Below are 13,621 nucleotides of genomic sequence, written 5' to 3'. Positions count from 1 at the left end.
TGATCGCAGGAGGCATCTTGTTTCTCGAAGCGCTTGGCGGCCATCTCGCCAAAAGGCCGCGGCTCAGGCAAGAAGCGCCGGAAGAGGTTGTTCCGACCGAAGAGACGCCAGATCGTTAAGACTGTACGACATCGCCGTTGCATCCGCCTCATCGTAACCAGTATACGATTTTCGGCGCAGGACGTGTGGCATGGATGCAACAATGTCATGAATCCTCGACATCCCCGGTTGAAAACCGCTCGCTTGTTGCGGCGCGGAGTCTGCGAATGAAATCAAATACAAAACTTAGGTAATGTACTCATGTTTATCGTGCGTTGCTCGGAGATGCTGGATCGGTTCTAATTCATTGTAGTTGCCTGCGTTTTTGCGATCGTATAATCGGCGGCGAGACCTCCTGCCCAGCCATTCAAAGCCAAGGCGAGCCAAGTCAACACAAGATGCTGTGCAGAAATCCGTACCATGGTCCGTTCATTCCATCATTTCCTGAACGATATTTTCCGAAGCTACCACGCGGAGGCCGTTCGCTTTGCTTCTCGTCTGGTCGGCAACCGTGACAATGGAGAAGAGGTCGTTCAGGACGCTTGGGTGAGCCTCGCGGTTCGCGGCGGAGCCACCCCGATCGAGCATCCGAAGACCTATTTCTTCACCGCCACCCGCAACGCCGCGATCGCGTTCACCATGCGCGAGCAGCGCGAATGGTCGCGCCGCGTCGACTTCGATTCACTCTCGGAGGCCGAACTTGCCGACGACTCCGTCGCCCGCTACGAGCAGAACCGGCAGCTGGCCATGCTTGCCGTCTTCCTCAACGAACTGCCGCCTGCATGCCGCAAGGCTTTCGTCATGAACAAGTTCGAAGGCTATTCCCATCCGGAGATTGCTGCAAAGCTCGGCATCTCCGTCAGCATGGTCGAGAAGCATGTGGTCCGCGCGCTTCTCCATTGCCGCGAACTGATGCGCGCGCACGCCGACGATTAGAATGTTTCGTCTCGCGTTGCGGTTTTTGCGCCTGTTTCCGCTCTATACCTATGAAGAGGTGTGTTTGTTTGCGGACTGGTGCTCATGACGATGGAGGAATCCGATCGGGAAGCGGTTGACCTGACCGAAGCGGCGGTGCGGTGGATCGCACGCCTGCATTCGGGCACGGCGACGCAGGCCGATCGGCAGGCATGGCGCAAATGGCGCGCGACAAGCCCTGCACATGAGAAGGCGGCCGTCGAGGCGGAGCGACTATGGTCGGACATTTCCGATCTGCACGTCGATCCCGCCACCGGTCTCGTCAAGCCCGGCAGGAAGCCGCCGTCCGTGTCGCGACGGGCGGTGCTGACGGGTATCGGCGGCGTCGCCGTAGCCGGCGCGGCCGGCGGCACCCTCTGGTCTTCCGGCGTCTTCACGCGCATCCTTGCCGACCATGCCACGCCCGTCGCCAGCACCAGCCTGATCGAGCTTCCGGACGGCTCCAGGGTCACGCTCAATGCCCGTTCGGCCATCGACGTCGCCTTTGGGCCGGACTCGCGCGGCATCTCGCTTCTTCAGGGGCAGGCGTTCTTCGAAATTGCCGGCGGTCCGTCCCGCCCGTTCGAGGTCGTGGCCGGCGACGTCTCGATCCGGTCGCACGCGGCGGCCTTCGATGTCACCCGCAACCTGCCCCATGGGGGAATCGAGATCGCCGTCGCGGTCGATACGGCGAGAATCTTGCCGCCGCAGACGCCTTCCATCGACCTCATGGCAGGGGAGATCGTAGCGGTGGATGGATCGGGCCGCATCGGAACTGTCCGAGCCCAGAACGCCGCCGACACCGGTGCATGGCGGGACGGCATCTACCGTGCGAATGCGCGCACGCTCGAAGAGGTCGTGGCGGCGCTTTCGGCCTGGTATGGCGGCAGCATCGTCATTGCCGGTCGCGGCCTTCATGCGCTTCGTGTCGATGCCGTGCTGGACCTGCGTGACCCACGGGGTTCGCTGGATGCGCTTCAGGGCGGCTTGCCCATCCGAGTCCGTCATGTCGCAAATTTTATCACGGTCATTTCAGCGGCTTAGGTTTTTTATGAGTCTTTTTCTCCTGTTTCATTGAGGATTTTTCTCGCCCCCACCCTCTAAACTCATGAGGGGTTACGAAAGCTCTGCCGGCCTCCCCTCAAGTCGAGAATCGAGGACAGGGAATTATGGTGCGAAATTCGAGGCGTGTGCATTTATTGAGGGCTTTCCTGATCGCGTCGACGGCGATCGTGCCGATGGCGTCGGCGGCTCAGGCGCAGACTGCCGCCAGGCTCCAACCCGCTTCCTTCGACATCGCTGCTCAATCCCTGTCGGATTCGCTCGCCGCCTTCGCACGCGCGGCCGGCCTGCGCATCGCATATCCGTCGGAGTTGGCGCAAGGCAGGTCCGCGCCAGCATTGCAAGGACCGCTCACGCAGACGCAGGCGCTGGATCGGCTCCTGTCCGGCAGCGGACTTGCCTATCGCTTTACAGGCGGAACCTCCGTTACGGTCTACGACCCGTCTGCCGTTGCTGCTGCCGCGCCGATCGACGCGGACGGCTCACTTGTGCTCGACACAATCACGATAACCAGCGGCCAGTCGGGCGTTGGTTGGGATGGCTCCGCCGAGACCGTTTACACGACCCCTGCAATGGTTTCGCATGTGTCGTCTGAAACTATCGAGCGCTATCGCGGCACCACATCCGGCGATATCCTGAAGGGCGTTCCTGGCGTGCTGTCGGGAGCGAACCGCACCAGCGGCGGCATCGATCCGAACATTCAGGGGCTTCAAGGGATGGGACGCGTGGCCGTAACGGTCGACGGCGCTGCCAACGCCATGACCAGCTATCACGGCTATCAGGGCATCAGTAACCGGTCCTATATCGATCCCGATTTTATCGGCGGTGTCAGCATCGAGAAGGGGCCAGGCATCGGCGCAACCGGTGTCGGAGCCATCGGCGGTTCGGTTTCGATTCGTACGATCAACGCGGATGACATCATTCCCGAAGGACAGAATTCCGCTCTGCGCATCAACGCCGAGATGAGCACCAACAACTCGACTCCTCCTCCGGTGGGCACTCGTACGCTGTCGCGGAGCCTTCTGGGCTATCTCTGGACGGCCAACAACGTTGGAACACCCTCCGCTCCATTGCACGACATCGACAGGCCGGGCTTGCTGCTGCCCACGGGCGGCGCAGGCAGTGTCACCTATGCCTCCCGCAGCGAGAATTTCGATCTGGTTCTGGGCGCATCGCGTCGCAAAATCGGCAACTATCATGTGGGCTCCAACGGTTCCGACGCACCAAGCTTTGCCGATATTTGCGCGACCGCGACGGGCGCGATGCTCAACTACTGCAACAGCGGCAGTATTCCGTATCACCTTGGTCTGACGACCTACCTGCCCGGTGAGGAGGTTCTCAACACGTCGCAGGACATCATCACGACACTTGCGAAGGCGACGTTCCGCTACGACGATCATACACTTGAACTCATTAATACACGCTACGATTCGGTATTCGGCGAAACCGGGACGCTCGGTTTCGTGACCAGTGGTACGCTCACCGACCAGAACCTCACCTCGACCGTGGCACTCGACACCTATGCCGCCCGGTACCGGTGGAATCCCGAAAATGATCTGCTCGACGTCAGATTCAATATTTCCCAGACCAGCATGGATGAAGAGAATCCAGCCGGCATCGGGGATGCCGGGGTTATCGGGAAATGGTCACGAATCTTTAGTGCAGACCTCAGCAACACCTCGCGACTGGATACTGTCTTGGGGCCGGCAATGTTGAATTATGGCGGGACCTACAAGCACGAAACGACCGCTCCAAGCGATCGCACGACGAGTATAGGAAGCATAGCCCGCAATGGCGCGCGCTCGGAGGGTTCGGCATTTGTCGCCGGGACACTGGATCCTACCGACTGGCTGCAGTTGAGTGCGGGCGCGCGTTATCACGCCTACGAAGCCAGGGACAAAGGAAACGCAGCGCTGATCTCGGTCGTCAGCCCGCAGGCAAATGAGTGGGATTACAATATCGGGGCATCCGTCACGCCGATCGATGGCCTGCAACTGTTCGCCAACTACAAGAATGCGGCGCGTATGCCCTCCTTGGTGGAGAGCATCAGCACAAGCCTGATCAACGTCAATCCTGCGATCCGCCCGGAACGGTCGAGCAACATTCAGCTTGGCGCCAATCTTTCAATGGACAACCTCGTTGCGGACGGAGACTCATTGAAGCTGAAAGTCGGATACTTCCATAATACGGTGGACGATTTTCTCTACCGCAAGTCCGATCGGGTCGAGATCATCCCCGGTTACTTCCTAACCCAGCTTTCCATCGACAATCTTGAGAAGGCGAAGTTCTCGGGCCTGGAATTCTCGGGCCAGTATGATGCCGGATCGTTCAGTGCCGCGGCGTCGGCGACATACTACACCGACTTCTCGTTCTGCCGGACGGCCGCGACCTGCATCAACAGTTCGCTCGGCAGCGATTACGCTACCAATCACGTTCCGCCGAAGTTTTCCGCCAGCCTGACATTGAGCCAAAAATTGCTTGAAGACCGGCTGACCTTGAGTGGTCGTGCAACCTACCACGGCAAGCGGGCAGCGGCTTTCGAACCGGTGGCATCGGGTGCCAACCCGCTCATTGCAGCCATCCCATGGAATTCCGTGCTGCTGTTCGATGCCTACGCCGAGTACAAGCTGTCGGATCAGGCGAAACTCACCTTGGGCATCGAGAATCTTACTGATCAGTATTACGTCGATCCGTTGAGCATCGCGCTGGTTCCCGCACCCGGCCGCACCATCAAGTTCGGCTTTTCAGGCACGTTCGATCCCGAAAACGGTCTCGGACTTGGGTTTGTCGATGGCGTTTCGTCAGGTCAAACCCGCGACTGGAGCGGCTTTTACGCCGGCGGCAGCATCGGTGGCGCCACGATTTCGACGCGGGTCGAAGATCACCGAACCGTGTCAACGGGAAAGAGCAATGGGCAAATCACGGAAGGCGGACCTGTCGTCTACGAAGCCGGCTCGGCCTCTGGTTTCGTCGGTGGCGTTCGAGCGGGCTACGATCATCAATTCGCAGGCAACATCGTGCTTGGTGCAGATGTCGAGGCGGGTTGGGGAAGTATCGCTGCTGTGCAGAAGCAGACAAACCTGCCGTCCAGCATGACGATGTACACGACCTACGACATGTTGGCATCGGCCAGCGTTCGTCTGGGATACGCTTTCGATGACATCCTGATCTACGGCAAGGCCGGGCTGGGAGCCGGGCGGGTGACGAGCCGCTTCCCATTTGCCACGGAACAAGGGCATTCCAACGATATCGAAGACACTACCTTCGCTTTCGGTCTGGCGGCAGGCGCGGGTGTTGAATACGCGTTGACGGACAATTTCAGTATATTCGGAGAATATCAGCATCTTCGCCTGAACAGTGGAAAGTTGGGAGGAAGCATAGAAACCTCAACCCAATTCCAAGACATAAGCTGGCGCAATCGCATCAATGTCGATCTTGTAAAAATAGGCATGAACTATCGCTTTTGATGGAAGAACTTCCCGTTCTCCTATCCGCATATTAGTTCATTAAGGCAGGATTTCTGATGTCTGTTCATTCAAAAGGCCGACCGATGGTCGTCGATAATCTATATAAGTCCTTGACGATTTCGGCGTCACTTCCCCGTTCGAAGCGGCTGAGGGTGGCGACGAACGTCACACATGATCGTCTGGATAAGGCGATCATGGGCCACGAGCCGTTTTCGAGCCGGGATCGCTATGCGCGGTTCGTGAAGGTGCAGCATGCCTTCCACCGCGACATCGACGCGCTCTACGACGATGTGGCGCTGGATGCTCTGCTGCCGGACCTCAAGGGCCGCCGCCGCTTCGACCAGATCGAGCGGGACCTTGCCGACCTTGGCGCGGAGACGCTTGCTTTCGACGCAGCCCCGGCCTTCGCGCGCGGGGCTTCGGCCGACGTGCCGACGGCGCTCGGTTGGCTCTATGTGGCGGAAGGCTCGAACATGGGCGCCGCCTTCCTGCTCAAATGGGCGAAGGAGAAGCTGGGCCTGTCGGAAGAGTTCGGCGCACGGCACCTTGCCGGCGCGCCCGAAGGGCGCGGGCTGCACTGGCGCACCTTTACGGCGGCGCTCGATACTGTGTCCTTGTCAGAGGCGGACGAGGCCCGCGTCATCGCCGGAGCCAAAGCCGCCTTCCGCCGCATGCACGGGCTGGTGCGGGAGGTGTTCCGATGATCGCGGTAGACACCCATGCCCGCCATCGCGCCGCACAGCCGCCGGCATCCGTATCGCCGCTGCCTCCACATAAACTCGACGAGGCGAGCCGGTTTCGTCAGGAAGACGCCGAGTTCCTCACCAGCCTGTGCCTCGACGAACAGACCGGCCGGATGGGGTCCATCGTCGCCGGCAGCCGTGCCAACGCCGTGGCTATCGCCATGGCACGCGGCCATGGCGAAAAGATCGTCGGGCTGATGGGCCGAAGCCTGCACAACATGAAGATGCAGTTGCTGTCGCGGTTTTGAAACCAGGCCGGGCCATCCGCGTCACTGGGGCCAATTTTTCGACCCTGCCAATCTCATTGCACCTATGGTCCGGCGATTCATGGCGACCAACAAGTTCCGAAAGGCCAGGAAGCAAAAGCCCTAGCCTGACGGTCGAGGCAAAACCGATACCGATAGCCGCTCTTCGTAGTTTGTGGGTATGTATCATCATCGAGAGGGGCAGCGAATCTGTAATGCCCATCTCCTATGTTCGTGGCCCACCACGCCGATGTGCGCCAAACTCACGCCGTCACGGCCGCTGGGTACCCCCTGAGCTTCCGCTGTGTGGGCGTCACGCCGCGCTGCTTCGCCCGTCGACGCGCCGCCGGCTCCAGTTCGCGCCGTGCGGAGGAAGCGGAAGAGCTGTCGCGGTGGTACGGGGTTGACGAAGCCGATCATGACTATGCCGGTCGTGACTATGTATTGAATGTCGAACATGAGGCCTTCCTCGAATGCAGCCTGGCGCTTTTACGGCGGGGCACCCGCGATCTGGATGTGGTTGACGCAGGGATGGCGACGGTTGATCAGAAATTTCACCGGGACGGGACGGAAGTGTTCCGTCCCGTCGCCTTTCCAAATTCGGTTACGCGCGATTAGCGTTTCACGCTTCGTTCTTTCGTATCTTGATGCGGGGCCAATCTACGAAGCACTCGTGTCCAGCATTGGTCCGGCAAGTAACCGCGGGTTTCTGGCAGAGGCATTTTTTGTAAGCGAATGTTGTCGGGCGCTCGGCGGTGCGCCCTGGCATCTGCGTTTGGATGACGGTGGCGGTGCTTTGACGTGGCGCGGGTTCAACTGGATGGGATTGGACGTCGCGAAATCGGGTAACCAGCTTATCCACGTTCTGATCTGGCAACGCACATCGGCGTCCCGGCGACGGGATCGGGGAAGATCACGGAAGCGACGCCAAACACATCCTTGACGGTTTCGGCGGTCATCACGTCGGCGGGCTTGCCTGCAGCGGAGACCTTTCCGTCCTTGAGCATGACCATGTGGTCCGCGTAGCGGGCAGCTTGATTGAGGTCGTGCAGTACGGCGACGACAGTTTTTTCTCGATTGCGCACCAGTTCGGCGATCAGTTCCATCACTTCGATCTGATGCGCGAGGTCGAGGAAGGTGGTAGGCTCGTCCAGCAAAAGGATTGGCGTTTCCTGCGCCAGCGTCATGGCTATCCACGCGCGCTGGCGTTGGCCGCCGGACAGGCTGTCGAGCGGTCGGGCCTGGAGTTCTTCCATCCCTGTCAGCCTCAGGGCCTCCCCGCAAGCTTCGTCATCTTTTTCCGACCAGTGGCCGAACAGGGAGCGGTGCGGATAGCGGCCCTGCCGGATGAGATCGAGCACGGTCAGGCCCTCGGGCGCGATCGGCCCCTGCGCCAGTACGCCTATTCGCCGTGCAACCTTCTTCGTGGAAAGTTCGGATATGGAGCCGCCATCGAGGCGGATCGTACCGGCTTTCGGCGCAAGCAGGCCGGCGAGCGCGCGCAGGATGGTGGACTTGCCGCTGCCGTTCGGCCCGATCAGTGCGGTGAAGACGCCGGCAGGGATGGTGAGATCCAGGCCTTCCACGACGACTGAGCGTCCGTAGGCGACGGAGACGCCTTTGGCGGCAAGGCCCTTGGCCCGATCAGGCTGCAACATGGCGACGGCCCCAGAGCAGGTATGCGAAGAAGGGTGCGCCGATCAGCGCGGTGACTATGCCGGCCGGAAGTTGCGCCGGGGCGATGACCGTGCGACCGGCGAGATCGGCGGCCATCACCAGCGCAGCGCCGATCAGGGCTGATACCGGGATCAGACGGGCGTGAGCCGGACCCGCGAGGCGGCGGGCCATATGCGGGGCGAGGAGGCCGGCGAAGCCGATCAGTCCGGCTGCGGCGACGGCGGCGCCCGACAGCAGCGTGCAGAGCAGGATCATCAGCCCGCGCACAAGATTCACGCGCTGGCCGAGACTTTGCGCGGCATGGTCGCCGAAGCGGATCAGGTCGAGTTCGCGTGAGGACATCAGGGCGAGCGTCATCGGCGCGACGAGCCAGAGGGCGAGAACCCGCACCCCGGTCCACTCGGCATGGTAGACACTGCCGGCGAGCCAGATCATCGCCCGCTGGACATCGCGGATGTCGCCGAAGGCGGTCAGGAAGGTGGTGGCCGCGCCGGCGAGCACAGAAAGGCCGATGCCGATCAGGATGATGCGCAGCGAGGTGGTGCCGTTGCGCCACGACAGCGCGTATATCGCGGCCGCCATCGCGCTGGCGCCGCCAAAGCCCGCCCAGGGCAGGAGATGGATCGGCGCGTTGTCGAGCGCGACGATGAGAATCATGGCCGCCAGCGCCGCGCCGGCATTAATGCCGAGGATACCTGGTTCGGCCAGCGGATTGCGCATGACGGCCTGCGCGACGGCTCCGGCGACGGCAAGCGCCGCGCCGACGAGCATGGCAAGCAACGAGCGCGGCATGCGCAAGTCGAGCACGATCATCTCGATCTGCGGATTCGCACCGGCCGGCCCCGCCAGCATGGAGACCAGCTCACCGAAGGAGACGGCGTAGTCGCCATAGGCCAGCCCGGCAAGCAGCAAGGCAAGAACGGCGGCGATCAGTACGACGACGATGCGGATCATCGAGTCTTACCTACTCGACTGCGCGCCAGCCAAATGAAGAAGGGCGCGCCGACCATCGCCATCGTGACGCCGACCGGGAAGCTTTGGCTGGCGAAGAAGGTCCGTCCCACCGTGTCGGCCACCACGACCAGCAGAGCGCCCCCGGCCGCACTGAACGGAATGATCCAGCGATAGTCGACGCCCACCGTGAAGCGGGTGATGTGCGGCACGACGAGACCGACGAAGCCGACCGGGCCTGCGAGCGCGACCGCGCCACCTGCAAGCAAGATAACCATGCCAACGGCGAGGCCGCGCCAGACGACCGGGTTCTGCCCGACGGTGCGCGCCATCTCCGCGCCGAGGCTGAGCGTCATCAGATGGCGGCGGAGGATCAGCGCGGCCGCGAGGCCAGCAAGAATGTAGGGCGCGACGGAAGCGATCTGCAGCATAGTGCGCCCCGAGAGCGACCCGGCGGTCCAGAGACGCACGGCGTCGAGCGTATTCTGATCGAAGATCAGGATCGCTGTGGTCAGCGAGGTGAGGAAGGTGGTGAGCACCGCGCCAGCCAGCACGAGCTTGAGCGGCGTAGCGCCGGACGGCCCCGCCGATCCGAGGGCATAGACGATGATCGCAGCGGCGCCCGCGCCGCCAAGGGCGAACCAGATGCTCCCCCCCGCACCGATGCCGAGCAGGCTGGTGGCCATGACCACGGCAAAGGCTGCGCCGGCATTCACACCGAGCAGGCCTGGCGAGGCGAGCGGGTTGTTCGTCACCGCCTGCATGATCGCGCCGGCGACCGCCAGCGCAGAGCCCGCCAGCAGCCCGGCCAGCAGGCGCGGCAGGCGCAAGGTCGTCACAACTAGGTGCTCGCGCGAGCCGTCGAAGGCGAAGATCGCGCCAAGCGCGTCCGCAATCGAGATGCGCGATGTGCCGAACGTCACTGACCATACAGAAGTGGCCGCAAGAATGCTGCACAGAGCAACCAGCTTGAAAAGTAGGATGCTGTCCGCCGTCGTGATCGGGCCGGCTCGGACGGCCGAAAAGCTCCGGCCGCCGTTCATGGTTCGGTCAGGATGTAGCGTTCGACGTCGTCGAGGACGCGGTGGGCGGACGCAATGCCGTTGAAGCCCATCCAGGTCGCGCGATCGACACGGTATGCACGACCTGCCTGTACCGCCGGCAACATCTGCCAAAAGGGGTTCGCAAGCGTTTCAGCCTCTATCCGGTCATACGCGGCCGGATCATAGCCATCCACCGTGAAGTAGAGCAGCACGTCACTTTCAAGGGCCTCGAGCTCCTCCCAGTCCAGACGCTTGAACAGCATGTCGCCGGTCGAGGTCTCGAAGGGTGTGCGGTTCACGCCCGCTTCGCGCAGAATCGCGAAGGGACCAAAGGTGGTCGGCGCATCCAGATAAACAAGAAATCCGCTGGTCGCTATCCGAACCACGGAAACGGTCTTTTCTTCCATGCGCGCCTTGATTGCGGAAACGCGGGCCTCATAATTCGCCAAGGCCTCCCTGGCGGTCTCGGACCTGCCTGTCGCCTCGGCGAGCAAAAGAAAATGAGCTTTCCAATCCAGATCGTCGATCAGCAGCGTAGGGGCGATCCGAGATGCGGATTCATGGATTTGTTCATGCCAGGCGCTGTGGCCGACAATCAGGTCGGGTCGAAGTAAGACGATCCGTTCGAGATTGGGCTGCTTGGGATCACCGATGTCGGCCACCGCGGCGTTCCGCGCGACAGCAAGGAGTTTCGGATCGTGCAGCCCGAACAGAGGAGCGCCCACCACCGGCAAACCGAGTTCCATCGTCATGCCGAGATTATAGAACGGGTCCAGAACGACGATACGCTTCGGATCGCCGGGAGCGCAGAATGGCGCATTCAACACATTCCCGGTGACAAGATTGCCGTCGCAGCCAGCAAATGCAGGCGACGCGCAGCACAACCACGACAATACCAAGAGCAGCGTTCGCAAGCAGACGCTCCGCTTCTTACAGATAGACTGACAAAAATTTTGGAGCGGGATGCGCAACAATCCGCTCCATACGACATTCACCATCTCGTCTTGACGTTGACGCCGAAGGATCTCCACGGTCCTAGCTGGGCGTAAGCCGGCAGCGATTCCTGATCGGCGAAGGTGTAGTAGCGCTCGTCCAACAGGTTTTCGGCAAAGACGTTGATTTCCCAGTTGTCCCTGCGATAGCCGGCCTGTGCGTTCACGATGATGCGGGAGTCGAGCTTGTCCTGCGGAGCCTGCCCGAACCGGGCCAGATGGGAGTACGTGTATTTCGCGTCGCCGCCGACATAGAATCCATTCTCGAACTCGTAGCGCCCGCCGAAGCCGATGGTCCATTCCGGCGCCTCCGGGAAGGGCTGGCCGGAGAGGTCGCCATAGCTCGCATGGTTGAACTCCTCGAACTTCGTGTTGAGGTAGCCGACCGATGCAAACAGCGAAAGGCGCTCGTTGACCTGGAAGGTAGGCTCGATCTCAAAACCCCACGCCCGCGAGGAGGCCGCGTTCGAGGTCTCACGGTAGAACTGGTCGTTGGGGTCCGGCCGTATCTCGATCTGTTGATCCTGATACTTCGTGTAGAAGAGATTGGCGTTGAGCGTCAGGCGGTCGTCCAGCAGGCGTCCCTTGTAGAACAGCTCGTAGCTGTGGGCTTTCTCGGGATCATAGTAGTTCGGTTCAAGCGTGACGTAGTTCACGAAGTAGCCGCCGGTGCGAAAGCCCTGTGAATAGGTGGCGCCGACCGTGTGTCCCTCCGCGAGGTCCTTCGACAGTCCGACTTTGGGTACGAAATTGAGCTCGTCGAAGTCGGCCCGATTTTCGGTGGGATTCGGCGTTCCCGCCCATGCCCAGCGCGAGCTGACCTGCACGGATTTCTCACGCGTATAGTCCACACGACCGCCGAGCGTGAAATTCCAGGTCGGGAAGAACTCATAGGTCGCTTCGCCGAAAGCCGCCAGGTTGGTGGTCTTGCGGTTCAGCGTTTCCGCCTGCCTCAGGACGGGGTAGAGGCCTGCCTCAAGCCAGGAATCGAAATTCTGGTAGCTGCCATACACGCCGCCGACCCACTTCCAGCGATCGCCTTCGTAGTTCAGCCGCAGTTCCTGCATGAACAGCTTGTCATCTATGTTTCCGTTCAGGCCGCTCGGATTGCCGACTGTGCCCAGATCAATTGAAAATCGGTCTGTGTCGGCGATATGAAGGCCGCTTTGCGATGTCAATCGCAATGCATCGGTAAAATCGTGCGTCACCTCAAGGCCGATATTATGGACCTTCGTAGCCTTGTGCTCTGCGTAGACGGGATACTGATACCAGTCGCCCCGATTATCGTCGGGATCGAAGCCCGCGCCGGTGCCGATCAGTCTTTCGATAGGACGGTCATTCGAGAATGCGTAGCTGAGAACGCCTCTGGTTTCCGGCATCTCCGAAGGCGCAAACAGGATCTTGCCGCGCAGATTGTAGCCGACATCGGTGGTGAATTTCCCATGGTTGTCATAAATTTCGTAGTCGGGATAGTTGAGGATCGTCTTGCTGCGCTCGAACGCCCCTGCGATGCGGATTGCGATCTGGTCATCCAGCACGGGCGTGTTCACCATGAACGCGGTGCCCGCAAGATCATTGTTGCCAACGGTGCCAGAAACCTCGACTTGCTGATCGAAAGTCGGGTCCTTCGTCTTGACATAGATGGCTCCGGACATGGCCGCGCGGCCGCTCAACGTGGACTGCGGGCCTCGGTAAACTTCGACCTGCTCTACATCCCAAAGGTTGCGCGCGCCGCGTCGAGCGCCATACCGGGTCTGGAGCACGCCATCAACATAGAGCGAGCCAACAAGAGCACCGCTGGGAACGAAGCCTTCGGAACTCATGCCTCGGATAACGAAACCGGAGTCGAGGTTCGCGCTGTCCATGACGTTTGCGAGCCGGCGAAAGCTCTCACGGGTTGTCCGGATCTGGCCGGCCTCGATCTCCCGGGCCGTGACGACCCCGACGCTTGCGGACGTGCTTTCGAGGGTCGTCGTGTTTCGCGCGCCGTAGATGGTGATGACGTCGAGGACGGTGACGCCGTCAGCCGACGCGGTATTGTCAAAGGTCGGTGCCGGCAGTTCGAACACCTGCACGGTCGTCGGATTGCTGAAGCTGTAGTCTAGCTTCGTTCCGGCGAGCATTGTCGACAAAGCCTGCCCGGCGGTCATCGAACCACTCACCGGATTGCCGATGGCGGAAATCGGCCGGTTCTCGCGGAACACAACCGAAAGCCCGGCGACACGGCCGATGTCGTTAACGGCCTGCGGCACGGGTTTGGCGGGAATATCGAAACTGAACTGGCCCTGAGCAGCCTGTTGCTGCGCCTGCGCTGCCGTGATCGAAACCCCGCTCGCCGCCACCAGCAGCGCCGCCGCCAGCGCGAATGTTACCCCGCGCACCCCATGACCCATCATCTTCGTCTGCCCCTGTCACTCTCGAAAACGTTAGAGAGCACGGATGGCAACT

General features: G+C 61.2%; 11 protein-coding genes and 1 pseudogene. 7 read left to right on the top strand and 5 right to left on the bottom strand.

Annotated elements, in window-relative coordinates; genetic code table 11:
• Positions 1-459 precede the first annotated feature (459 nt).
• The 7 genes and pseudogenes from ABFT80_RS23065 (at position 460) to ABFT80_RS23035 (ending at position 7,128) form a co-directional block, all read left to right on the top strand.
• Positions 460-975: a sigma-70 family RNA polymerase sigma factor gene (locus ABFT80_RS23065; protein WP_347974308.1), complete on the top strand. Its 516-nt coding sequence runs from the start codon at positions 460-462 to the stop codon at positions 973-975.
• A gap of 84 nt (positions 976-1,059) precedes the next feature.
• Positions 1,060-2,037: a FecR family protein gene (locus tag ABFT80_RS23060; protein WP_347974307.1), complete on the top strand. Its 978-nt coding sequence runs from the start codon at positions 1,060-1,062 to the stop codon at positions 2,035-2,037.
• A 146-nt stretch (positions 2,038-2,183) separates the two neighbouring features.
• Positions 2,184-5,522 (top strand): TonB-dependent receptor domain-containing protein, encoded by a 3,339-nt coding sequence (locus ABFT80_RS23055; RefSeq protein WP_347974306.1) that lies wholly within the window; start codon positions 2,184-2,186, stop codon positions 5,520-5,522.
• Between the two features lie 83 nt (positions 5,523-5,605).
• The gene (locus ABFT80_RS23050; protein ID WP_347974414.1) at positions 5,606-6,226 is read left to right on the top strand and encodes a biliverdin-producing heme oxygenase; all 621 of its coding nucleotides are present in this window, start codon (positions 5,606-5,608) and stop codon (positions 6,224-6,226) included.
• Positions 6,223-6,513 (top strand): hypothetical protein, encoded by a 291-nt coding sequence (locus ABFT80_RS23045; RefSeq protein WP_347974305.1) that lies wholly within the window; start codon positions 6,223-6,225, stop codon positions 6,511-6,513. Before ABFT80_RS23050 ends, ABFT80_RS23045 begins: the two co-directional genes overlap by 4 nt.
• 31 nt (positions 6,514-6,544) lie before the next feature.
• Positions 6,545-6,637: pseudogene (locus ABFT80_RS23040) on the top strand (DUF2274 domain-containing protein); the annotation flags it as partial.
• A 179-nt stretch (positions 6,638-6,816) separates the two neighbouring features.
• Complete coding sequence (locus ABFT80_RS23035) at positions 6,817-7,128, top strand: hypothetical protein (RefSeq protein WP_347974304.1); 312 nt, start codon at positions 6,817-6,819, stop codon at positions 7,126-7,128.
• 236 nt (positions 7,129-7,364) lie between these two features.
• Here the strand turns inward: ABFT80_RS23035 and ABFT80_RS23030 are convergent, their stop codons facing one another.
• Genes ABFT80_RS23030 through ABFT80_RS23010 form a run of 5 tightly spaced genes read right to left on the bottom strand, consistent with a single transcriptional unit; the run spans position 7,365 to position 13,569 of the window.
• On the bottom strand, positions 7,365-8,168 hold the full coding sequence (locus tag ABFT80_RS23030; RefSeq protein WP_347974303.1) for an ABC transporter ATP-binding protein: 804 nt from the start codon (positions 8,166-8,168) through the stop codon (positions 7,365-7,367).
• Positions 8,155-9,141, bottom strand: a complete 987-nt coding sequence (locus tag ABFT80_RS23025; protein WP_347974302.1) for a FecCD family ABC transporter permease — start codon at positions 9,139-9,141, stop codon at positions 8,155-8,157. The genes ABFT80_RS23030 and ABFT80_RS23025 overlap by 14 nt, the downstream gene beginning before the upstream one ends.
• On the bottom strand, positions 9,138-10,181 hold the full coding sequence (locus ABFT80_RS23020; RefSeq protein WP_347974301.1) for a FecCD family ABC transporter permease: 1,044 nt from the start codon (positions 10,179-10,181) through the stop codon (positions 9,138-9,140). Before ABFT80_RS23020 ends, ABFT80_RS23025 begins: the two co-directional genes overlap by 4 nt.
• Entirely contained in the window at positions 10,178-11,152 is a 975-nt protein-coding gene (locus ABFT80_RS23015) for an iron-siderophore ABC transporter substrate-binding protein (RefSeq protein ID WP_347974300.1), read from the bottom strand. The genes ABFT80_RS23020 and ABFT80_RS23015 overlap by 4 nt, the downstream gene beginning before the upstream one ends.
• Positions 11,153-11,172: 20 nt before the next feature.
• A complete protein-coding gene (locus tag ABFT80_RS23010) occupies positions 11,173-13,569 on the bottom strand; it encodes a TonB-dependent receptor (RefSeq protein WP_347974299.1) in 2,397 nt (798 codons plus the stop codon).
• Positions 13,570-13,621 lie beyond the last annotated feature (52 nt).

This window comes from Foliimonas ilicis (assembly GCF_039939195.1).
GTDB lineage: Bacteria > Pseudomonadota > Alphaproteobacteria > Rhizobiales > Rhizobiaceae > Foliimonas > Foliimonas ilicis.
Note: the sequence above shows the minus strand (reverse complement) of the source record. Positions and strands in the feature narration are given on the sequence as shown.